General features: G+C 69.2%; 23 protein-coding genes. 13 read left to right on the top strand and 10 right to left on the bottom strand.

Annotated elements, in window-relative coordinates:
* Nucleotides 1-29: 29 nt before the first annotated feature.
* The 4 genes from IB242_RS05965 to IB242_RS05950 all read right to left on the bottom strand — a co-directional run bounded on the left by IB242_RS05965 (nucleotide 30) and on the right by IB242_RS05950 (nucleotide 5,562).
* Nucleotides 30-3,203: a multidrug efflux RND transporter permease subunit gene (locus tag IB242_RS05965; RefSeq protein WP_192276890.1), complete on the bottom strand. Its 3,174-nt coding sequence runs from the start codon at nucleotides 3,201-3,203 to the stop codon at nucleotides 30-32.
* A gap of 89 nt (nucleotides 3,204-3,292) precedes the next feature.
* Nucleotides 3,293-4,492, bottom strand: coding sequence for an efflux RND transporter periplasmic adaptor subunit (locus IB242_RS05960; protein WP_192276887.1), 1,200 nt, complete (start codon nucleotides 4,490-4,492; stop codon nucleotides 3,293-3,295).
* 63 nt (nucleotides 4,493-4,555) lie between these two features.
* Entirely contained in the window at nucleotides 4,556-5,338 is a 783-nt protein-coding gene (locus tag IB242_RS05955) for an SDR family NAD(P)-dependent oxidoreductase (protein WP_192276884.1), read from the bottom strand.
* Complete coding sequence (locus tag IB242_RS05950) at nucleotides 5,335-5,562, bottom strand: hypothetical protein (RefSeq protein ID WP_192276881.1); 228 nt, start codon at nucleotides 5,560-5,562, stop codon at nucleotides 5,335-5,337. The genes IB242_RS05955 and IB242_RS05950 overlap by 4 nt, the downstream gene beginning before the upstream one ends.
* A 130-nt stretch (nucleotides 5,563-5,692) precedes the next feature.
* Between IB242_RS05950 and IB242_RS05945 the strand changes: the two genes are divergently transcribed.
* Nucleotides 5,693-6,745 carry a LysR family transcriptional regulator gene (locus IB242_RS05945; protein ID WP_192276879.1) on the top strand — a complete coding sequence of 351 codons (1,053 nt, stop codon included), beginning with the start codon at nucleotides 5,693-5,695 and terminating at the stop codon, nucleotides 6,743-6,745.
* Between the two features lie 94 nt (nucleotides 6,746-6,839).
* Here the strand turns inward: IB242_RS05945 and IB242_RS05940 are convergent, their stop codons facing one another.
* Nucleotides 6,840-7,517 carry an OmpA family protein gene (locus IB242_RS05940; RefSeq protein ID WP_192276876.1) on the bottom strand — a complete coding sequence of 226 codons (678 nt, stop codon included), beginning with the start codon at nucleotides 7,515-7,517 and terminating at the stop codon, nucleotides 6,840-6,842.
* 224 nt (nucleotides 7,518-7,741) lie between these two features.
* On the opposite strand from IB242_RS05940, the gene IB242_RS05935 reads away from it, so the two are divergent.
* Nucleotides 7,742-8,446, top strand: a complete 705-nt coding sequence (locus IB242_RS05935) for a hypothetical protein (RefSeq protein ID WP_192276873.1) — start codon at nucleotides 7,742-7,744, stop codon at nucleotides 8,444-8,446.
* A 17-nt stretch (nucleotides 8,447-8,463) separates the two neighbouring features.
* Here the strand turns inward: IB242_RS05935 and IB242_RS05930 are convergent, their stop codons facing one another.
* The 5 genes from IB242_RS05930 to IB242_RS05910 all read right to left on the bottom strand — a co-directional run bounded on the left by IB242_RS05930 (nucleotide 8,464) and on the right by IB242_RS05910 (nucleotide 11,933).
* Entirely contained in the window at nucleotides 8,464-9,891 is a 1,428-nt protein-coding gene (locus IB242_RS05930; RefSeq protein WP_192276870.1) for a replicative DNA helicase, read from the bottom strand.
* 196 nt (nucleotides 9,892-10,087) lie between these two features.
* The gene (rplI, locus tag IB242_RS05925; RefSeq protein ID WP_192276867.1) at nucleotides 10,088-10,537 is read right to left on the bottom strand and encodes a 50S ribosomal protein L9; all 450 of its coding nucleotides are present in this window, start codon (nucleotides 10,535-10,537) and stop codon (nucleotides 10,088-10,090) included.
* A 167-nt stretch (nucleotides 10,538-10,704) separates the two neighbouring features.
* Nucleotides 10,705-10,935, bottom strand: coding sequence for a 30S ribosomal protein S18 (gene rpsR / locus IB242_RS05920; protein ID WP_192276863.1), 231 nt, complete (start codon nucleotides 10,933-10,935; stop codon nucleotides 10,705-10,707).
* A 23-nt stretch (nucleotides 10,936-10,958) separates the two neighbouring features.
* The gene (rpsF, locus tag IB242_RS05915; protein ID WP_192276860.1) at nucleotides 10,959-11,393 is read right to left on the bottom strand and encodes a 30S ribosomal protein S6; all 435 of its coding nucleotides are present in this window, start codon (nucleotides 11,391-11,393) and stop codon (nucleotides 10,959-10,961) included.
* 207 nt (nucleotides 11,394-11,600) lie between these two features.
* Entirely contained in the window at nucleotides 11,601-11,933 is a 333-nt protein-coding gene (locus IB242_RS05910) for an iron-sulfur cluster assembly accessory protein (RefSeq protein WP_192276857.1), read from the bottom strand.
* Between the two features lie 168 nt (nucleotides 11,934-12,101).
* On the opposite strand from IB242_RS05910, the gene asnS reads away from it, so the two are divergent.
* The 11 genes from asnS to IB242_RS05855 all read left to right on the top strand — a co-directional run bounded on the left by asnS (nucleotide 12,102) and on the right by IB242_RS05855 (nucleotide 21,805).
* Nucleotides 12,102-13,496 carry an asparagine--tRNA ligase gene (asnS, locus tag IB242_RS05905; RefSeq protein ID WP_192276854.1) on the top strand — a complete coding sequence of 465 codons (1,395 nt, stop codon included), beginning with the start codon at nucleotides 12,102-12,104 and terminating at the stop codon, nucleotides 13,494-13,496.
* An 82-nt stretch (nucleotides 13,497-13,578) separates the two neighbouring features.
* Nucleotides 13,579-13,881 carry a hypothetical protein gene (locus IB242_RS05900; protein WP_192276851.1) on the top strand — a complete coding sequence of 101 codons (303 nt, stop codon included), beginning with the start codon at nucleotides 13,579-13,581 and terminating at the stop codon, nucleotides 13,879-13,881.
* Nucleotides 13,881-14,180, top strand: a complete 300-nt coding sequence (locus tag IB242_RS05895) for a hypothetical protein (protein ID WP_192276848.1) — start codon at nucleotides 13,881-13,883, stop codon at nucleotides 14,178-14,180. The genes IB242_RS05900 and IB242_RS05895 overlap by 1 nt, the downstream gene beginning before the upstream one ends.
* Nucleotides 14,181-14,197: 17 nt before the next feature.
* Nucleotides 14,198-14,827, top strand: a complete 630-nt coding sequence (locus tag IB242_RS05890; RefSeq protein WP_192276845.1) for an FMN-binding negative transcriptional regulator — start codon at nucleotides 14,198-14,200, stop codon at nucleotides 14,825-14,827.
* 41 nt (nucleotides 14,828-14,868) lie between these two features.
* Nucleotides 14,869-15,534, top strand: a complete 666-nt coding sequence (can, locus tag IB242_RS05885; protein ID WP_192276842.1) for a carbonate dehydratase — start codon at nucleotides 14,869-14,871, stop codon at nucleotides 15,532-15,534.
* Nucleotides 15,535-15,557: 23 nt separating this feature from the next.
* Complete coding sequence (locus IB242_RS05880; RefSeq protein ID WP_192276839.1) at nucleotides 15,558-16,190, top strand: hypothetical protein; 633 nt, start codon at nucleotides 15,558-15,560, stop codon at nucleotides 16,188-16,190.
* Entirely contained in the window at nucleotides 16,187-16,738 is a 552-nt protein-coding gene (locus IB242_RS05875) for a 3-hydroxyanthranilate 3,4-dioxygenase (protein ID WP_192276836.1), read from the top strand. The genes IB242_RS05880 and IB242_RS05875 overlap by 4 nt, the downstream gene beginning before the upstream one ends.
* Before the next feature lie 50 nt (nucleotides 16,739-16,788).
* A complete protein-coding gene (kynU, locus tag IB242_RS05870) occupies nucleotides 16,789-18,060 on the top strand; it encodes a kynureninase (protein ID WP_192276833.1) in 1,272 nt (423 codons plus the stop codon).
* A 165-nt stretch (nucleotides 18,061-18,225) separates the two neighbouring features.
* A complete protein-coding gene (locus IB242_RS05865) occupies nucleotides 18,226-19,608 on the top strand; it encodes an NAD(P)/FAD-dependent oxidoreductase (RefSeq protein WP_225540051.1) in 1,383 nt (460 codons plus the stop codon).
* Between the two features lie 74 nt (nucleotides 19,609-19,682).
* Nucleotides 19,683-21,122 carry an exodeoxyribonuclease I gene (gene sbcB, locus IB242_RS05860; protein WP_192276829.1) on the top strand — a complete coding sequence of 480 codons (1,440 nt, stop codon included), beginning with the start codon at nucleotides 19,683-19,685 and terminating at the stop codon, nucleotides 21,120-21,122.
* A complete protein-coding gene (locus tag IB242_RS05855) occupies nucleotides 21,119-21,805 on the top strand; it encodes a DUF2461 domain-containing protein (RefSeq protein ID WP_192276826.1) in 687 nt (228 codons plus the stop codon). The genes sbcB and IB242_RS05855 overlap by 4 nt, the downstream gene beginning before the upstream one ends.

The following is a 21,805-nucleotide window of genomic DNA, read 5'->3' as shown; positions in this document are numbered from 1 at the left end:
TGTTGGATTCGAATGGAAAGACGGATACGTCAGTGCGAAGCGGCAGCATGGGCGGACTCGGCCGGCGCGTGCGACACCAGCGGCCGGTTGGCCAGTTTGCGCAGCGCGACGTAGAACACCGGGGTCAGGAACAGGCCGAACAACGTCACGCCGACCATGCCGGCGAACACCGTGATGCCGGTGACCGAGCGCACCTCGGCGCCGGCACCGCTGGAGAACACCAGCGGCACGGTGCCGGCGATGAACGCCACCGAGGTCATGATGATCGGACGCAGGCGCAGGCGGCAGGCCTCCAGCGCCGAGTCGATGATGCTCTTGCCCTGCAGTTCCAGCTCGCGGGCGAACTCGACGATCAGGATCGCGTTCTTGCACGCCAGGCCCATCAGCACCACCAGGCCCACCTGCACGAACACGTTGTTGTCGCCGCCGACCAGCCACACGCCTGCCAGCGCGGACAGCAGGGTCATCGGCACGATCAGGATCACCGCCAGCGGCAGGGTCCAGCTTTCGTACAGCGCGGCCAGCACCAGGAAGGCCAGCAGCACCGCCAGCGGGAACACCACCAGCGCGGCGTTGCCCTGGGTCGCCTGCTGGTAGCTCAGGTCGCTCCAGTCGATCGCCATGCCCGGCGGCAGCACCTGCCCGGCCAGCTCGGTGACCTTGGCCATCGCCTCGCCCGAGGACATCACGCGCGGGTCGGCATCGCCGAGCAGATCGGCGGCCGGATAGCCGTTGAAGCGGATCACCGGGTCGGGGCCATAGGTCTGGCGGATGTTGACCACCGAGCCGATCGGCACCATCTCGCCATTGGCATTGCGGGTACGCAGGTTGGCGATGTCCTCGACCTGGTCGCGGAACTGGCCGTCGGCCTGGGCGATCACCTGCCAGGTGCGGCCGAACATGTTGAAGTCGTTGACGTAGGCAGAGCCCAGGTAGGTCTGCAGCGTGTCGAACAGGCCGGTCAGCGGTACGCCCTGCGCCTTGGCCTTGACCCGGTCCACCTCGGCATCGAGCTGCGGCACGTTGGCCTGGTAGCTGCTGATCGGATAGCCCAGGCCCGGCGTCTGCGCGGCCGCGCCCTGGAACGCCATCACCGCGTTCTGCAGTTCACCGTAGCCCAGACGGGTGCGGTCCTCGACGAACAGCGACCAGCCCGAACCGTTGCCCAGGCCCTGGATCGGCGGTGGCATGAAGGCGAAGGTGAAGCCTTCCTCGATCGACGCGAAGCGCTGGTTGAGCTGGGCCACGATCTGCTCGGCCGTGTTGCTGCGCTCGGTGGACGGCTTGAGGTTGAAGAAGATCACGCCGCTGTTCGGGGTGTTGGTGAACTGCAGCGCGTTCAGGCCCGGGAAGGCGATCTCGTCCTGCACGCCCTCGATCTCCATCGCCATGGCGGTCATCTTCTTCATCGCCGCGTCGGTGCGCTCGATCGATGCGCCCTCCGGCATCTTCACGCCGGCGATCAGGTACTGCTTGTCCTGCACCGGGATGAAGCCGGCCGGCACCGCCTTGAACATCACGCCCGCGCCCACCAGCAGCAGCGCGTACACCACGAACACCGCGCCGCGGCGGCCGAGCGCACGCGACACCGCGCCCTCGTAGCGCTGCGAGCTGCGGCCGAAGAACCGGTTGAACGGGCGGAACACCCAGCCGAACAGGCGGTCGATCAGGCGCGAGGCCCCATCCTTCGGTGCGTCGTGCGGCTTGAGCAGCTTGGCCGCCAGCGCCGGCGACAGGGTCAGCGAGTTGATTGCCGAGATCACCGTGGAAATGGCGATGGTCACCGCGAACTGCTTGTAGAACTGGCCGGTGACGCCGGTCAGGAAGGCCATCGGCACGAACACCGCGCACAGCACCAGCGCGATCGCGATGATCGGGCCGGAGACTTCCTTCATCGCCAGATGCGCGGCTTCCAGCGGGCTGGCGCCGAGTTCGATGTGGCGCTCGACGTTCTCGACCACCACGATCGCATCGTCGACGACGATGCCGATCGCCAGCACCAGGCCGAACAGGGTCAGCGTGTTGATCGAATAGCCGAGCAGGTACAGCACCGCGAACGTGCCCACCACCGACACCGGCACCGCCAGCAGCGGAATGATCGACGCGCGCCAGGTCTGCAGGAACAGGATCACCACCAGCACCACCAGCAGCGTGGCTTCCAGCAGCGTGGTGATCACCGACTTGATCGAATCGCGCACGAACACGGTGGTGTCGTACACCGACTGGATCTTCACGCCCGGCGGCAGGGTTCTGGTGATCTCCTCCATCTTGCCGTAGACGGCATCGCGGATCTGCAGCGCGTTCGCGCCCGGCGCTTGGAACACGCCGATCGCCGACGCGTTCTTGCCGTTCAGGCGCGCGCGCAGGGTGTAGTCGCCGGCGGCCAGCTCGATCCGGGCCACGTCGGCCAGGCGCACGATCTCGCCGTCCGCCCCGCTCTTGAGCACGATGTCGCCGAATTCCTCGACGCTTTCCAGGCGACCCTTGGCGTTGATCGGCAGCAGGAAGTCGCTGCCGGTGGGCATCGGCTCGGCGCCGAGCTGGCCGGCTGAGACCTGCACGTTCTGCTCGCGCACCGCGGCCAGCACGTCGCTGGCGGTCAGGCCGCGTGCGGCGATCCTGTCCGGATCCAGCCACAGCCGCATCGCGTAGTCGCCGCCGCCGAACAGCTGCGCGTCGCCGACGCCGGGGATGCGCGCCAGTTCGTCCTTGACGTGCAGCCGCATGTAGTTGCGCAGGTACAGCGAGTCGTACTGCCCGTCCTCCGAGGTCAGGTGCACGACCATCAGGAACACCGGCGACTGCTTCTGCGTGGTCACGCCCTGCCGGCGTACGTCCTCCGGCAGGCGCGCCTGCGCCTGGGCGACGCGGTTCTGCACGCGCACCGCGGCCTCGTCCGGGTCGGTGCCCGGCTTGAAGGTCACGGTCAGCTGCAGCACGCCGTCGGAGCCGGCGACGGACTTGAAGTACATCATGTCCTCGACGCCGTTGATCGCTTCCTCCAGCGGTGTGGCGACGGTCTCGGCGATCACCTTCGGGTTGGCGCCCGGATACACGGTGCGCACCACCACCGATGGCGGCACCACTTCGGGGTACTCGCCGACCGGCAGCAGCGGCACCGCGATCAGGCCGGCGGCGAAGATCACGATCGACAGCACGGCCGCGAAGATCGGCCTGTCGATGAAGAATCTGGAAAAGTCCATTGGAGTCTGTCCTGGAAAGGGTCAAGCCGCCCCCGTCCCCGCCGCACGAAGGCGACGGGACACAGGGACATTCGAGCTGGAGCGCTGGCTCAGCGGGCGGCGACGGCGCCTTCGGCAGCGGCGGCACCACCGCGCATCGCGACCGGCTTGGCGTCCACCGGCATGCCGGGGAAGAACACCTTCTGCAGGCCGCTGACGATCACCTTGTCGCCTTCAGCCAGGCCGTTCTCGACGATGCGCAGGCCGTCGGCCTGGCGCCCCAGGCGCACGTCGCGGCGTTGGGCCAGGCCCTGCGCGTCGACCACGTAGACGTACTTGCGGTCCTGGTCGGTCAGCACCGCCTTGTCGTCGATCAGCACCGTGCGGCGCTCGCCGCTGCCCAGCACCTGCACGCGGGCGAACAGGCCGGGCGTGAACACGCCATCGCGGTTGTCGAAGCGGGCACGCGCGCGGATGGTGCCGGTGCTGCGGTCGATCTGGTTGTCGAGGAAGTCGACCGTGCCCGCGTGCGGATAGCCTTCTTCATTGGCCAGGCCGATCCGCACCGGCACACCGGCATCGCGCTCGCTCGGGCGCTCGCCCGAGCGGGCCATGCCGGCGTAGCGCAGGAAGGTGTGCTCGTCCGCGTCGAAGTAGGCATAGACCTCGCGCGAGACCACGGTGGCCAGCACGCCGGCCGCGTCGCCGGCGCCGACCAGGTTGCCGGCTGTGACCAGGGCGCGCCCGGCACGGCCGTCGATCGGCGCGCGTACGCGGGTGAACTCCAGGTCCAGCTGCGCGGCATCGACGGCGGCCTGCGCGGCCAGCACGTCGGCCTGGGCCTGCTCGGCGGTGGCGCGGCGCTGCTCCCAGGTCTCGGTCGAGATCGCCTGCTGCTCGGACAGGCGACGGGCGCGGTCGGCCTCGCTGCGCGACTGGGTCGCGAGCGTCTTCGCGCGGGCCAGGTCGGCGCGGGCACGGGCCAGCACCGCCTGGTACGGGCGCGGGTCGATGGTGAACAGCACGTCGCCCTTGCGCACGTCCTCGCCTTCGGCGAAGTGCACGCGGTCGATGTAGCCGGACACGCGCGGACGCAGCTGCACGCTTTCGGCGGCCTCGATGCGGCCGCTGAAGCTGTCCCACAGGGCGACGTCCTCGACCAGGACCGGCGCGACCGACACCGCCGGCGGCGGCGGATTCTCATTGGCCTGGGTGGAACAGCCGGCGGTGACGGCCATCGCCAGCAGCGAGACCAGACCCAGCGTCACGATGCGCGACGGGCGTGTGGCGTTGAGGATGGGGGAATGCATGGGGCTCTCTCCGGGTGGATTGGCGAAACGGATGACGGTGGTGCGGAATCAGCAGGCAGGGACTCAGTGCGGCAATGGATCGCCGCGCGCCGCCCACGGTGGGTCGACCAGGCTGGTGAACAGGGTCTGGCCCGGCGGATCGCTGCAGTCGCGGCGGAACGGCACCAGCGGGCCGGGGCGGCGCCGGCCATTGATCAGCTGCGTGACCACGCAGCGGCCGACCTCGAGCGCGCGCGGCCAGCCCGGGCAGGCATGCGCGGCGTTCTGCGGCGTCTGCAGCGGCGCATCGACGCCGATCAGCTGCACGCGCACGCCCAGCGGCCTCGCCTCCTCGTGCAGCACGTTGATCAGCATCCGGGTCGCCGCCGAGGCCACCGACTGCAGGCCGTAGCCGGACCAGGCGCGTTCGCCTGCCGGTCCGCCGACCAGCAGGAACTGGGCGTCGTGGTGGCCGGCCAGCAGCGGCAGCAGGTGATGGGCGGCGATCAGGTGCGGCAGCAGCTCCTGGTCCAGCGTGCGCCGCAACCGCGCGGCCGGCGCGTCCAGGACCCGCGTGCTGCGCGGGCGCGGGCCGGAGGTGGCGTCGATCACCGCGCGCAGCGGCCGGGCACGGCCGGAGACCGTCGCGGCCAGCGCGGCGCCGGCCTTCTCGGTGGCCACCGAACCGACCAGCAGCTCCAGCCCGGGTTCGTCCGGATACAGCGCGGCCAGCTTCTGCAGGCGGTGCCGGTCGCGCCCGACCGCCAGTACCGGGCTGCCGGCTTCCAGCAGCGCGGCCACCACGCCGGCGCCGACGGTGCCGCTTGCACCAAGAACGACCACTTCAGGGCTCAATGTCCCGGTCACGGGATATTTCCTCCCGTGCAGGGGATAATCCCATCCGCGCACCCGACCGGACGTGAGCCCGATCCGCTCCTGGCGGCACCGCCGCGCTGATAGCGGCGCGGCACGGTGAACTCCCGGAAATGCCCGCGCGGCTTGCTGCCACCGAACACAGAGGCGACGAAACCCGCGCCATCGTTGGACTTCGGCGAAGGCAGCAAGGACGCGAACAGGCGCTTGAAGGACATGGCATGTCACCCGTGGATCAGCAATGGCCGCCACGTTACGCGCCGAATCGGGACTTGATTAGTCTGGATTAAAGGGAATAATCGTCCCGCAACAGGGCCAATCGCCTCTCCCCCCGTCTGGAGCCTCCGCATGTCCCACGATCTCAACGACACCCTGGTCTTCGTCAAGGTGGTCGACCAGGGCAGCTTCATCGCCGCCGCAAAGAGTCTGGGCCTGCCCAAGACCACGGTCAGCCGCAAGGTGCAGGAACTGGAAGCGCGCCTGGGCGCGCAGCTGCTGCACCGGACCACGCGCCGGCTCGGCCTGACCGAAGCCGGCACGATCTACTACGAACACTGCCAGCGCATCTCGCAGGAACTGGAGGAAGCGGCCAGCGCGGTCGGGCAGCTGCAGGGTGGGCCGCGCGGCTGGCTGCGTTTCACCGTGCCCTACTCGATCGGCATTTCGTGGATTTCGCCGCTGCTGGGCGAGTTCCACTCACAGTACCCGGACATCCGCCTGGACATGCATCTGAGCAATGATCCGGTCGACCTGATCGGCAGCGAGATCGATGTCGCACTGCGCGTCGGCAACCTGCCCGACTCGACCCTGATCGCGCGCCGTCTGGCCGGCTTCCGGACCCAGGTGTTCGCCAGCCCGCAGTACATCGAACGCCATGGCGAGCCGCTGCATCCGGAAGAACTGCAGCACCACCGCATCGTCGCGGTCCGCAAGGCCCACCACCACCACCCCTCGCGCATCACCTGGCCGTTGAGCGATGGCACGCGCACCGTCGATTACGCGATCCAGCCGCTGATGGTGGCCAACGACCCGTCCGCCCTGCTGGGCGCTGTGCTGTGCGGCGAGGGCCTGACCCTGGCCAGCGACGTCACGGTCAAGCCGTACGTCGAAGCCGGCGCGCTGCGCCGCGTGCTTGCCGGCTGGACCGGGCCGGAGGTGGACCTCAACGCAGTGTTCCCGCGGGGCCGGGTGATGTCGCCGAAAGTCCGCGCCTTCGTCGATTTCCTGGTCGAACGGCTGAGTTCGAACGCCGACTACATGATGATGCAGTGTCCGTCGAAGTGCCTGCAGGGGCTGGCCGATGCGAACGTGGCCGCGGCCGCGGCGACAGCGGATGCCGCGCGTGTCGATGCAACGGCGGTGAGCGAAGGCAAGCGGATTCTCGAGGAAGTGGTCGGCTGACGCAGTCGCCGGGGCACACCCGGCGGAGGCCGGTGCCGGAATGGACACGGGCCGCATGTGCGGCCCGTGTTCGTCGACGCTTGCCTGCGATGGATCAGGAACGCACGGGCACCAGGGTGATCTCGACGCGGCGGTTGGCCGCGCGCCCGGCTTCGGTGTCGTTGCTGGCGATCGGGTGACGCTTGCCCGCGCCGACCACGATGAAGCGCGCCTGGTTGACGTTCTGCGCGGTCAGGAACTGGGCAACGGCATTGGCGCGCTGCTCGGACAGACGCTGGTTGACGTCGTCGCCACCGATGCTGTCGGTGTGGCCCGCCACTTCCACCACGGTCTTGTCGTACTCCTTGAGCACGTCGGCGACGCTGCTCAGCACCGGATAGAACTGCGGGTCCAGGTTGGCGCTGTTGAACGCGAAGGTCACATTGCCCGGCATGTTCAGCGTGATGTTGTCGCCGGTGCGGGTGACGCTGACGCCGCTGCCCTGCAGCTTGTCGCGCAGCACCGCCTGCTGGCGGTCCTGGTAGGCACCGACCGCGCCGCCGGCCAGGCCGCCGACACCGGCGCCGATCAGCGCATGCTGGCGGCGCTCGACCGCGCTGTTGCCGGTCAGCAGACCCGCGGCGACGCCGATACCCGCGCCGATCAGCGCGTTGCGGCTGGTGCGGTTCATCTGGGCATCGCCCGTGTAGGGATTGGTGGTCTGGCAACCGGTGGCGACCAGGGCGGTCAGCGCGGCCGCGGCCAGCAGGTTCAGCGTCTGCGATCGGATCATGGGTGCTCTCCTCGAGTGACCGGTCGAACCTCCTGCCACGCGGCAGGCGGGGTTCACGGACGCGGATGCTACGGCAGCCAGCGTGACGGGAACACAAACATGAACAAGGGACGTTCATCCGTCGATCAGGACGGTCGCACGCATCGCGCGGCCGCGATTCACCGGCCCGGCATCGCGGATGGGGCATGCTCCGGCACAGCATCTACTCCGCCAGGGAACAGGCCATGGGATCGATCCGCCGACTGCTGCTATGCCTGCCAGGCCTGCTCGCGCTGCCGGCGGGTCCGTCCCTCCACGCCGCCCCGCCGGCAGCGGTCGGCACGGGCTTCGTCGATGGCGAGTCGGTCATGCTGGCCAACCGCTCCTGGAATGGCCATCTCGCATTCGGCGAGGTCTACTGCGTGGATTTCCCGTCGCCCGAGCGGGCGCATGCGCGCACCACCGGGCTGCTCAACGGGACGGCGGTTGCGCTGGCCCGGGTCGAGTATCCCGAAGACCGGCTGGCGGCCTTCATCGTTGCCTCGACGCTGCCCGCCGGCCTCAGCGACGCGGACGAGCACCAGCACCAGCTCGCGCGTGCGCGGCAGGTCGTCGAGCAGCTCGACGGGCTGGTCAGCGCCGAGACCCGTGACAGTCCCCTCGGGCCGGTGATCGCATTCGGCCTGCGCAACGTGATGCCGGAACGGGGCGACGCGCTGTTCCCGCTCGAACTCGAGTTCTACGACGCGCCGGAGGTCGTGAGCTGGGGCGAAACCCGTGTGTTCTCGCGCAGGCCTGACCGCCTGGAAGTGGCGGTGCTGGCCATTCCCGGCCGGGACGCGACGCCTGCACAGCGACAGCAGGCGCAGCGCAGCGCCGCCGAACACGCCGACCGCCTGCTCGCCTCGCTGCAGCGTTGCACCGGTGCGATGCCGCGCAGGACGCCCTGAGCGACCGCGCGCACGGTCTACTCGAACACGCCCACGCTGTCATGACTGAGGTTGTCGAAGCGGGTGTACTCGCCGAAGAACTTCAGCTTGCACGAGCCGGTCGGGCCACCACGGTGCTTGCCGATGATGATCTCGGCCAGGCCCTTGTCCGGCGAATTTTCCTTGTTGTAGTAGTCGTCGCGGTAGATGAACACGATCATGTCCGCGTCCTGCTCGATCGCGCCCGACTCGCGCAGGTCGGCCATCACCGGGCGTTTGTCGGTACGCGTTTCCAGCGAGCGGTTGAGCTGCGACAGCGCGATCACCGGCACGTTCAGTTCCTTGGCCAGGCCCTTGAGCGAGCGCGAGATCTCCGAGATTTCCGTCGCGCGGTTTTCGCTGTTGCCCGGCACCGACATCAGCTGCAGGTAGTCGATGACGATCAGGCCCAGGTCGTGCTCGCGCTTGAGGCGGCGGCACTTGGAGCGCAGCACTTCCGGCGACACGCCCGGCGTGTCGTCGATGAAGATCTTGGTTTCCTTCAGCATCCGGATCGCGGCGGTGACCCGGCTCCAGTCCTCGTCTTCCAGCTGGCCGGTACGCAGGCGCTGGGCGTTGATGCGGCCGTTGGAGGAGATCAGGCGCATCGCCAGCTGCGAGGCCGACATTTCCATCGAGAACACCGCCACGCCCTTCTTCGACTTGATCGCGGCGAACTCGGCGATGTTGAGCGCGAAGGTGGTCTTGCCCATCGCCGGACGCGCGGCGAGGATGATCAGGTCGGTCGGCTGCAGGCCGGCCGTCATCGCGTCGAAGTCGGTGTAGCCGGTCGGCAGGCCGGTGATGTTGCCGCCATTCTCGAAGCGGTTGCGCAGCTCCTCGAACGCATCCTTCAGCGCGCCGGGCATGGCGACGAAATCGGTCCGGCCGCGCGCGCCCTGCTCGGCGATCGCGAACACCGACTTCTCGGCCGAGGCCAGCAGCTCGGAACTGTCACGCCCCTCCGGCTGGAAGCCGTCGTTGACGATGTCGGTGCCGACCTGGATCAGCTGCCGCAGCACCGCCTTGTCGCGCACGATCTCGGCGTAGGCGGCGATGTTGGCCGCCGACGGCGTGGTGCTGGCCAGCTCGATCAGGTAGGCGCCGTCGCCGACCATCTCCAGCTTGCCCTGCGACTCGAACCATTCGCCCAGGGTGACCACGTCGAACGGCCGGTCGCGCTCGGACAGTTCGCGGATCGCCCGGTAGATCAGCTGGTGGTCGCGGCGGTAGAAATCGCCTTCGGCCAGCTGGTCGTTGACCCGGTCGTAGGCCTCCGGCGCCAGCATCAGGCCGCCGAGCACCGCCTGCTCGGCCTCGACCGAATGCGGCGGCACGCGCAGCTGGTCGACCCGCCCGTCGTCGCCGCGCTCGAAACGGTCGTCGCGGTCTTGGCGGTCTCTACGGAAGCCGGAGCGGGCGGACATGGGGGACGCGGACTCCTGGAAACGCGGGGCGAACGGGAGCGGATCGGACATGGTAGCCGCGCCGGCACGGGCGGGGTTGCAGATAACCATGTGGATAACCGGTGGGCATCTCAGCGGATGCGACCGCACCGGGCCCGCACAAACACGAAGGGCGCCCGAGGGCGCCCTTCGCTGGAACCATGAACGGCGGGGCCGATCAGGCTTCCGGCTCGATCACGACCTTGACCGTGGTCTCGGCGTCGGCGTGCAGGTGGACCAGCACGTCGAACTCGCCGATGTTGCGCAGCGGGCCTTCGCCCATCACCACTTCGCTCTTCTCCAGCGGCAGGCCGGCGGCGGTGAACGCCTCGGCGATGTCGCGCGGGCCGACCGAGCCGTACAGCTTGCCTTCGGTCGAAGCGTTAGCCTTCAGGGTGACGCTGGCGCCTTCCAGCTTGGCCAGACGGCTGCTGGCCTCGTCGGAGATCGCCTTGGCCTTGGCTTCGTACTCGGCGCGCTTGGCCTCGAACTCGGCGACGTTGGCGGCGGTGGCCGGCACGGCCTTGCCCTTCGGGACCAGGAAGTTGCGGCCGTAGCCCGGCTTCACGCTGACCTTGTCGCCCAGGTTGCCGAGGTTGGTGACCTTCTGCAGAAGGATCAGATCCATTGTCTTGCTCCGTTATCCGTTAGCGGCGCTGGCCGGTGGCCACTGGCGCCGCAACGTGTGCTGTCCGAATAGGACGGTCTGGACGGGGAATGCAGCGATGCAATCGAAGTCCGTTGTTCGTTTAGAAGCCCGCACATGGATGTGCGGGCTCTTCCGAGGGACTCGGATTAAACGTCGTGGTTGTCGGTGTACGGGATCAGGGCCAGGAAACGGGCGCGCTTGATCGCGGTCGACAGCTGGCGCTGGTAACGCGACTTGGTGCCGGTGACGCGGCTCGGAACGATCTTGCCGTTCTCGGTCAGGTACTGGCGCAGGGTGTTGAGATCCTTGTAGTCGATCTCGGTGACGCCCTCGGCAGTGAACTTGCAGAACTTGCGGCGACGGAAGAACTTGGACATGGGTGTGCTCCTGGAAGGGTCGATCAGGCGGCGTCGGCGGTGCCGGCGTCGGTCTCGGCAGCGGCGGTGCTGCCACCCTCGCCTTCTTCGTCGTCACGGCGGCGGCGCTCGCCACGCTCGGGCTTGTCGCCCTTCTCGTCCTTGCTCTTCATGATCAGCGACTGCTCGGTATCCGGGCCGTCACGACGGATCACCAGGTGGCGCAGGATCGCGTCGTTGAAACGGAAGGTCTCGACCAGCTCGTCGATGGCGGCCTGGCCGACTTCGACGTTGAACAGCACGTAGTGGGCCTTCACCAGGTTCTGGATCGGGTAGGCCAGCTGACGGCGGCCCCAGTCTTCCAGGCGGTGGATGGTGCCCTCGGCGCCTTCGATGATCGACTTGTAGCGCTCGATCATGGCCGGGACCTGCTCGCTCTGGTCCGGATGGACCAGGAACACGACTTCGTAATGACGCATGTTGGTTTCCTTGTGGATGCGGCCCGGATGGGCCTGGCAGCCCCCCGACATCCGGCTGGATGCGGTGGAGCAAGGTCTCCCGACGCCTGCACGGCGGCCGGAGAGCCGGAAATTATGCCGGCTCAGTGACTTGGACGCAAATCGGCCTCTGGTCAGGCCGTCCGCCCGCGGTTCGGGGCGTGAACACCCGGGCCGGGAGGTGCCGGATCAGCCCGGTCCGGTGGTGAAGCTCTCGCCGCAGCCGCACTCGGCGGTGGCATTGGGATTGCGGAACACGAAGGCCTCGCCCAGGCCCTGCCGGGCGAAGTCGATCTCGGTGCCATCCACCAGCGGCAGGCTCCTGGCGTCGACGAAGATGCGCACGCCCTGCGCGTCGAACACGGTATCGCCGTCGCGCTGCTCGTGCGCGACCTCGGCCTGGTGGCCCCAGCCGGAACAGCCGGTGCGCTCGACACCGAAACGCAGGCCGAGCGCGGCGGCATCGCGGGCGAGGAAGCGCTGCACGCGTTCGAGGGCAACGGGGGTAAGGGTCACGGACATGGGGGGCCTCCGGGGGTCGCTGCGATTATAGGACGTGCCGGCGCGGCGGGCGGATGGCCGCCGATGACGGCGCCCTGCGTTGCGGGCCTGCCGATCTCGCAAGCGCGCACGCGCTGCCGGTACACTTCCTGTCCCCCTAGATAAGCACGTCGCAGAAGGATTCAAGCCATGACGGTGGTCAGCGTTGCGCAGGCACTTGCCGGGAAGATCGCCGAAGGCGGAGAAGTCACGGTCCGCGGCTGGGTCCGCACGGTGCGCGGCTCGGCCAATCTGGCCTTCGTCAACGTCAGCGACGGCTCGGGCTTCCATCCGATCCAGGCGGTGGCCACCGATGCGCTGGGCAACTTCGACGAGATCAAGCGCCTGACCCCCGGCTGCTCGGTGATCGCGCGCGGCCAGCTGGTGAAGTCACAGGGCAAGGGCCAGAGCTTCGAGATCCAGGCCGACGCCATCGAGATCGTCGGCTGGGTCGAGGATCCGCTGACCTACCCGATCCAGCCCAAGCCGATGTCGCCGGAGTTCCTGCGCGAGGTCGCCCACCTGCGCCCGCGCACCAACCTGTTCGGCGCGGTCACCCGCATCCGCGACTGCCTGGCCAAGGCGGTGCACCGCTATTTCCACGAGAACGGCTACTACTGGATCAGCACGCCGATCGTGACCACCTCCGACGCCGAGGGCGCCGGCCAGATGTTCCGGGTCTCGACCCTGGACCTGGCCAACCTGCCGCGCACCGGCGACGGCCAGGTCGACTTCAGCCGCGACTTCTTCGGCAAGGAGACCTTCCTGACGGTGTCCGGCCAGCTCAATGTCGAGGCCTACTGCCTGGCGCTGAGCAAGGTCTACACCTTCGGCCCGACCTTCCGCGCCGAGAACAGCCACACCACCCGCCACCTGGCCGAGTTCTGGATGGTCGAGCCGGAGATCGCCTTCGCCGACCTGGCCGAGGACGCGCGCGTGGCCGAGGACTTCCTCAAGTACCTGTTCCGCGCGGTGCTCGACGAGCGCGCCGACGACATGGGCTTCATCGCCGAGCGCGTGCAGAAGGATGCGATCAGCCGCCTGGAGACCTTCGTCAACGCACCGTTCGAGCGGATCGACTACACCGACGCGGTCGCCCTGCTGCAGAAGGCCGGGAAGAAGTTCGACTTCCCGGTCGAATGGGGCCTGGACCTGCAGACCGAGCACGAGCGCTGGCTGACCGAAGAACACGTCGGCCGCCCGGTGGTGGTGACCAACTACCCCGAGCACATCAAGGCCTTCTACATGCGCCTGAACGACGACGGCAGGACCGTCGCCGCGATGGACGTGCTGGCGCCGGGCATCGGCGAGATCATCGGCGGCAGCCAGCGCGAGGAGCGCCTGGACGTGCTCGACGCGCGCATGGCGCAGTTCGGCCTGGATCCGGAGCACTACGGCTGGTACCGCGACTTCCGCCGCTACGGCTCGGTCCCGCATGCCGGTTTCGGCCTGGGCTTCGAGCGCCTGGTGGTCTACGTCTGCGGCCTGTCCAACATCCGCGACGCGATCCCCTACCCGCGCGCGCCGGGCAGCGCCGAGTTCTGAGCATGCGCGGCGCGATGCCCGCTTCCTGCCTGCGCGGCACCTGCACGGTGCCGGCGCGGGCCGATGACCGGAGATCCTGCCGATGATGCTGTTCTTCGCCCTGTGCTTCGTCGGCGTCGCGATCGCCGGACTGAGCGCGTTCGCGATCTTCTGGCCGCTGACCCTGATCCACGTGCGCGACCGCCACGGCGCCAGCGAACACGACTTCGGCGAGGGCGCGTTCCTGAAGCCGGCCGCGCTCGGCTGGCTGCTCAGCGGGCGCTACCGCGGCAGCCGCGACCCGTCGCTGACCGGGCTGGCCACGCCGGCCCGGGTCGCCCTCATCACCATTTTCACGGGGCTGGGCGCATCCCTGCTGCTGTGGCTGCTTTCGGAGATCCTCTGATGAATCACGATACCTGGTGGCTGGCCGTGCTCGGCCGCACCCTGGTCTGGGCGCGCCTGCGCGAACGCGAGGCCGGCATCGCCGAGGTCTTCGACAACGACGGCAAGCTGCACGTCTACGACAGCCTGGATACCGCGCGTTCGATGCTGCTCGACGCCGGCTACGTCGAATTCGACGGCATGGACGAGGACGACGCGCTGGCCAAGGGCTTCTCGCTGCATGAGGTCTCGCCGCCGCGGGCCGACGAGGACGCCGGACTCGCCTCGCAGATGATGCTGTCGCTCGGCGGCCGCGCCTGACCAGGACCACGGCCGGCATGTACCTGCCCTCGGCCTTTGCCGGCGACGACCCGGCCACGCTCGACGCCCTGCTCGAGCGCGACGCCTTCGTCACTCTGGTGACGGTGGATGCGCAGGGGCTGCCGTTCGCCTCGCACCTGCCCGTGCTGTCCAGCCGTGACGGCGACCGGCACGTGCTGCGCGGCCACTGGGCGCGGGCCAATCCGCAGGCCGGCCACACCGGACCTGCACTGGTCATCGTGCAGGGGCCGCATCATTACGTGTCACCGGGCTGGTACCCGGACAAGGCCGAAGCGACGCGCGTGCCCACCTGGAACTACGCCATCGCCCATCTGCAGGGCACGCTGCATGCGCTGCACGGAGAGTCCGACCTGGCCGCCATCGTCGCCGCGCTCGGCGATCGCCATGAGGCGGCAGTCGGCGGCGACTGGCGCTACGACCACGATGCGCCGGCCGAGCGTCGCCAGCTGCGCGGCATCGTCGGCTTCCGCTTCGATGTCGCGCACACCAGCCTGAAGCTCAAACTCAGCCAGAACCACCCGTCGGCCAACGTCGATGGCGTGATCGACGGCCTGCGCGCGCTCGGCACCTCGTCGGCACTGGAGATGGCCGCGATGATGCAGGCGCAGCGGCCGCCTTCCGCCTGACGCACCGACGCGCGCCCCCTATTCCGCCCCGGACAACACCCATGCCCGACAACCTCAAGCCCCTGATCGCCCGCAACCACGCCTGGTCCGAACGCGTCCGCGCCGAGGATCCGGAGTTCTTCAGCCGCCTCTCGCAACAGCAGGCGCCGGAGTACCTGTGGATCGGCTGTTCCGACTCGCGCGTACCGGCCAACCAGATCATCGACATGGCGCCGGGCGAGGTGTTCGTCCATCGCAACGTCGCCAACGTGGTGGTGCATACCGACCTGAACTGCCTGTCGGTGATCCAGTTCGCGGTCGACGTGCTCAAGGTCAAGCACATCCTGGTGGTCGGCCACTACGGCTGCGGCGGCGTCCATGCCGGCCTGACCCAGCAGCGCCTGGGCCTGGTCGACAACTGGATCCGGCACGTCACCGACGTGGCCGAGCGCCATACCGACTGCCTGCACCAGGCCGGCGACATCGCCCTGCAGCACGCGCGCCTGTGCGAACTCAACGTGCTCGAGCAGGTGATCAACGTCTGCCGCACCACGATCGTCCGCGATGCCTGGGCGCGCGGGCAGGACCTGACCGTGCACGGCTGGGTCTACAGCCTGCGCGATGGCCGCGTCCACGACCTGGGCATGGACATCGACACGCTGGACGGGCTCGACCAGCGTTACGAGATCTCGCTGGCCCGGATCCAGGCCGATCGCGAGGATCGTTGAACCACCCGTCCACTGGAGTTTCGATGCGCGCTTTCACGCCGTTGCTGCTGGCCCTCGGCCTCACCCTGTCCATTCCGTCCATGGCGGCCACGCCTGGCGACAATGCCGAACTGGCCGCGCTTTACGAGGCCGACCAGGCCGCACGCAGGCAACCGTCGATCGACTGGCCCAGGCTCAACGCCGAAGACGGCATCCGCCGTGCGCGGGTACGCGCGATCATGGCCGAGGGCGGGCTGCGCAGCGCCGCCGACCATCACCATGCGGCGATGGTCTTCCAGCACGGCGACACGTTGGAGGACTACCGGCTGGCGTTCGCGCTGGCGACCATGGCCGCGGCCATCGATCCGGACTACCCGCGCGCGCGCTGGCTCAGCGCCGCGGCCTTCGACCGGATGCTGATGAGCCGGCTGGCGCCGCAGTGGTATGGCACCCAGTACCGCTCCGACAGCCAGGGCATGTACCTGTATCCGGTCGACGCCGAGGCGGTGACCGACGCCGAGCGCGAGGCAATGGGCGTGCCCACGCTGGCCGCCAGCCAGGCGCGCGTCTCCGAGGGTGCCGAGCGGCTCGGCATGCCGGTGCGGACATCCGCGCCGACCCTGGAAGCACTGCGTGCCGAACGTGCCGCGGCCGCCGCCGGCAAGGCGAGCGAATGAACGCGCTGTCCGCACCGCTGAACCTGCTCGGCTGGATCGAGGAACATCGGCACCTGCTGAAGCCGCCGGTCGGCAACAAGTGCATCCACGACGGCGACTTCATCGTCATGGTCGTCGGCGGGCCGAACGCACGCACCGATTTCCACTGGGACGAAGGTCCGGAGTGGTTCTACCAGCTCGAGGGCGAGATGGTGCTGCGCGTGCAGGACGATCCCGCTGGTGGTCCGGGGGCCCTGCGCGAGATCCCGATCCGCGCCGGCGAGATCTTCCTGCTGCCGCCACGCGTGCCGCACTCGCCGCAGCGCAGCGCCGGCGGTGTCGGCCTGGTGATCGAACGCCGGCGCATGCCGCACGAGCGCGACGGCCTGCTGTGGTACTGCGAACGCTGCAACCACAAGCTGCACGAGGAGTTCTTCCAGCTGCAGGACATCGAGCAGGACTTCCCGCCCGTGTTCGACCGCTTCTACGGATCGGACGCGCTGCGGACCTGCACGCAGTGCGGGCATCTGCATCCGCGCCCCGCCCGCTACGACGCCGATCCGGCCTGAGCCGCCTCCGCGTCGCCGCTGCCCACCGACCGCCACCGACGAGCGACCCGATGACCGCACTGTCCGCCCGCACCCACGCGCTTGCCCTCGATGCCGCCGATCCGCTGCGTGGCTTCCGTGCCGAGTTCCTGATCCCGCGCCATCGCGATGGCGAGCAGACGTACTTCGTCGGCAATTCGCTGGGGTTGCAGCCGCGCGCGGCGCGCGCGCAGGTGCAGCAGGTGCTCGATGCCTGGTCCGAACGCGCGGTCGAAGGCCATTTCGAAGGCGAAGCGCCGTGGATGCATTACCACGGCCTGGTCCGCGAGCCGCTGGCGCGCCTGGTCGGCGCCGAGCCGGCCGAAGTGGTGGCGATGAACACGCTGACGGTGAACCTGCACCTGATGCTGGCCAGCTTCTACCGGCCCACGCGCGAACGGCCCGCGATCCTGATCGAGGCCGGCGCGTTTCCATCCGACCGGCACGCGGTGGAATCGCAGATCCTGCTGCACGGCTTCGACCCGGCCACCGACCTGATCGAGGTCGAGGCCGACCAGGCCGACGGCACACTGTCGATGCAGGCGATCGCCGCGGCCATCGCCAGCCATGGCCCGCGGCTGGCGGTGGTGCTGTGGCCGGGCGTGCAGTACCGCACCGGCCAGGCCTTCGACCTGGGCGAGATCGCGCGGCTGGCGCACGCGCAGGGCGCGGTCGCGGGCTTCGACCTGGCCCATGCGGTGGGCAACCTGCCGCTGGCCCTGCACGACGACGGCGCCGACTTCGCGGTCTGGTGCCATTACAAGTACCTCAATTCAGGCCCCGGTGCGGTCGCCGGCTGCTTCGTGCATGCGCGTCACCATGGCGCCGATCTGCCGCGCCTGGCCGGCTGGTGGGGCCACGATCCGGCCAGCCGCTTCCAGATGGCCGCAGGCTTCATTCCCGCTCCCGGTGCCGACGGCTGGCAGCTGTCCAATCCGCCGGTGCTGGCGCTGGCGCCGCTGCGCGCCTCGCTGGACCAGTTCGAGCGCGCAGGCATGGAGGCGCTGCGGCGCAAGTCCGAATCGCTGACCGGCTTCCTGGAACACCTGATCCACGAGCGGCTGTCGGCCGTGCTGCAGATCGTCACTCCGGCCGACCCGCGCCAGCGAGGCTGCCAGCTGTCGCTGCGCGTGGCCGGTGGGCGCACGCAGGGCCGCGCCCTGTTCGACTACCTGCGCGACACCGGCGTTCTCGGCGACTGGCGCGAGCCCGACGTGATCCGCATTTCGCCGGTGCCCTTGTACAACCGCCATGCCGACGTGCTGCGCTTCGTCGAGGAAGTCGAGCACTGGCGCGGCGTCTGAGGGCGGCATCCCGCGGCTTCCGTGCCGTCGGCCGTCACCGGCGTTCCGAACCGGCGGCGCCAGCGCATCGGACAGCCACCAACACGATCCTCCGATCGGCATCGGCCATCGGAACATCCCGCGCGATACACCCCCATGCACGCGCGGCACCAGGAAAGCACCGCATTGAACAGCTCCGACACGCGCGACCTGACCCTGATCGGTGCCGGCCTGGCCGGATCGCTGCTGGCGGTGCTGCTGTCGCAGCGCGGCTGGAAGGTCACCGTCTACGAGCGCCGCGGCGATCCGCGGATCAAGGGCTACGAATCCGGCCGCTCGATCAACCTGGCCCTGGCCGAACGTGGCCGCCATGCGCTGCGCGCGGCGGGCGTCGACGCGGCGGTGATGGCGCAGGCGGTGATGATGCGCGGGCGCATGCTGCATGCCCTGGATGGCACCACCACGCTGCAGCGTTACGGGCGCGACGACAGCGAAGTGATCTGGTCGGTGCACCGGGCCGATCTCAACATCACCCTGCTCGAAGCAGCCGAGCGCGCCGGCGCGACCGTGCATTTCCACCGCCGCCTGCACACGGTGGATTTCGACGCGGGCACCGCACGCCTGATCGACGACCGCGACGACCAGCCCGAGGACATCCGCTTCCGGACGTTGATCGGCAGCGATGGCGCCGGTTCGGCGCTGCGCGCGGAGATGGTGCGCAGGGCCGGCTTCGGCGAGCACACCGCGTTCCTGGACCACTCCTACAAGGAACTGACGATCCCGCCCGCCGCCGATGGCGGGTTCCGGATCGAGCCGAACGCGCTGCACATCTGGCCGCGCGGCCGCTACATGTGCATCGCCCTGCCCAACGACGAGCGCAGCTTCACCGTCACCCTGTTCCTGCCCAACCACACCACGGCAGGCAGTGACGAACCCAGCTTCGCCAGCGTACGCAGCGGCGCCGAAGTCCGGGCACTGTTCGCACGCGAGTTCGCCGATGCACTGCCGTTGATGCCGGACCTGGAACAGGACTGGGAACGGCATCCGCCGGGCCTGCTCGGCACGCTGACGCTGGATCGCTGGCATCTGGACGGGCGCGCTGTGGTGCTGGGCGACGCCGCGCACGCGATGGTGCCCTTCCATGGCCAGGGCATGAACTGCGCGTTCGAGGACTGCGTGGCGCTGGCCGAGGCGATGGACGCGCATGGCGACCTGGAGTCGGCGTTCGCAGCGTTCGAGGCCGAACGCCGGCCGAACGCCGCGGCGATCCAGGCGATGGCGCTGGAGAACTACATCGAGATGCGCGACCGCGTGGCCGATCCCGGTTTCCAGCTGCGACGCGCGCTGGAACTGGCGCTGCAGGCGCGCCACCCGCAGCGCTTCGTCCCGCACTACACGATGGTCACCTTCCTGCGCACGCCGTACGCGGTGGCGCTGGAACGCACCCGGATCCAGCACGAGCTGCTGGTGCGCGCCACCCGGGGCCACGACGACCTGTCGCGGATCGACTGGGATGCGCTGGACCAGCAGGTCCTCGCCCTGCTGCAGCCGCTGCCGGGCGCGCGCTGAATTCCCGACGCGGCAAGGTCGGCAAGCCACCGGCGGCGCCCTACAATGGCCGCAGATTCCCGATCCGGCCGCCCATGTCCGACAGCTTCCTCTTCTACGACCTGGAGACCTTCGGCGCCGATCCGCGCCGCAGCCGCATCGCCCAGTTCGCCGCGGTCCGTACCGACGTGGAGCTGCGCGTGATCGACGAGCCGATCAGCCTGTTCGTGCGCCCGGCCGACGATCTGCTGCCCTCGCCCGTGGCCACGCTGATCACCGGCATCGCCCCGCAGCATGCGCTGCGCGAGGGCCTGACCGAGGCCGACGCCATCGGCCGCATCGCCGAGGAGATGGCGCGTCCGCGTACCTGCACGCTGGGCTACAACTCGCTGCGCTTCGACGACGAGTACGTGCGGCACACGCTGTTCCGCAACTTCCACGACCCGTACGAGCGCGAGTGGCGCGGCGGCAACTCGCGCTGGGACCTGCTCGACGTGATGCGCCTGGCGCATGCGCTGCGTCCGGACGGCATCGTCTGGCCCAGGCGCGAGGATGGCGCGACCTCGTTCAAGCTCGAGCACCTGGCCCTGGCCAACGACGTGCGCGAAGGCGACGCGCACGAGGCGCTGTCCGACGTGTACGCCACGATCGGCCTGGCCCGGCTGTTCCGCCAGGCGCAGCCGCGGCTCTGGGACTACGCGCTGAAGCTGCGCGACAAGCGCCACGCGGCCAGCCTGGTCGATCCGGTCGCGATGCAGCCGCTGCTGCACGTGTCGCAGCGCTATCCGGCTACCCGCCTGTGCGCCGCGCCGGTGCTGCCGCTGGCGATGCATCCGTCGATCGGCAATCGCGCGATCGTGTTCGACCTGGACGGCGATGTCGATGCGCTGCTGTCGCTGCCGGCCGACGCCATCGCCGACCGTCTGTACACGCCGGCCGCCGATCTCCCGCCCGACGTGCAGCGGGTGCCGCTCAAGGAAGTGCACCTGAACCGTTCGCCGATGCTGGTGCCGTGGGCACATCTGCGCGCGCCGGATTTCGCGCGCCTGGGCATCGACCCCGACACCATGCTGGCCAGGGCCGAACGCATTCGCGCGCTCGGTCCGGAACTCGCCGAGAAGGCGCGCCAGGTGTTCGCACGTGCCGAGGCCCGCGCGCCGTCCGATGTCGACGCCTCGCTCTACGACGGGTTCACCGGCGAAGGCGACCGCCGCCTGATCGGCCAGGTCCGGGCGACCTCGCCCACCGACCTGGCCACGCGTAGCTTCGATTTCCGCGATGCGCGGCTGCCCGAACTGCTGTTCCGCTACCGGGCACGGAACTGGCCCGAGACGCTGTCGGGCGACGAGCGCCAGCGCTGGGACGACTACCGCCGCCGACGCCTGTGCGACGACAGCGGGCTGTCCGAGTACACCTTCACCGGCTTCTTCGACGAGATCGCCACACTGCGCGGCACCCACGCCGGCGACGGCGGGCGGCTGGTCCTGCTCGACCAGCTCGAGCGGTGGGGCCGCGACCTGCAGAACACGCTATGACCACCTATTTCAGCGATGCCAGTTTCAGGTTCCTGCGCGGGCTCGCCCGCCACAACGACAAGGCCTGGTTCAACGACCACCGCCAGCAGTACGAGGACCACGTCCGCCAGCCGTTCCTGCGCCTGATCGGCGACCTGCAGCCGGCGCTGGCCGGCATCAGCCCGCACTTCCGCGCCGACACGCGCGGGGTCGGCGGTTCGCTGTTCCGGATCCACCGCGACGCGCGCTTCTCCAACGACAAGTCTCCCTACAAGACCTGGCAGGGGGCGCGTCTGTTCCATGCGCGGCGGCGCGAAGTGGCCGCACCGTCGTTCTACGTGCACCTGCAGCCCGGCGGCAGTTTCGTCGGCGCCGGGCTGTGGCATCCCGAATCCGACACCCAGCGTCGCGTGCGCCAGTTCATCTTCGACAACCCCGGCAGCTGGAAGACCGCGGCGCACGATCCGAAACTGCGCCGGAAGTTCACCCTGGACGACTCGGAGACCCTGGTGCGGCCGCCGCGCGGCTTCCCGGCCGACTTCGCGTTCATCGACGACCTCAAGCACCGCAACTGGGTGTTCCTGCGCGCACTGGACGACGCGGCGATGACCGGCCCGCGCCTGCGCAGCACGCTGGAGGCCGACCTGGTCACGCTGGCCCCATTCGTCGATTACCTGTGCGCGGCGCTGGACCTGGAGTTCTGA

The organism is Xanthomonas sp. XNM01, assembly GCF_014851915.1.
Classification (GTDB): Bacteria; Pseudomonadota; Gammaproteobacteria; order Xanthomonadales; family Xanthomonadaceae; genus Pseudoxanthomonas.
This window is presented reverse-complemented; position numbering and strand designations above follow the sequence as displayed.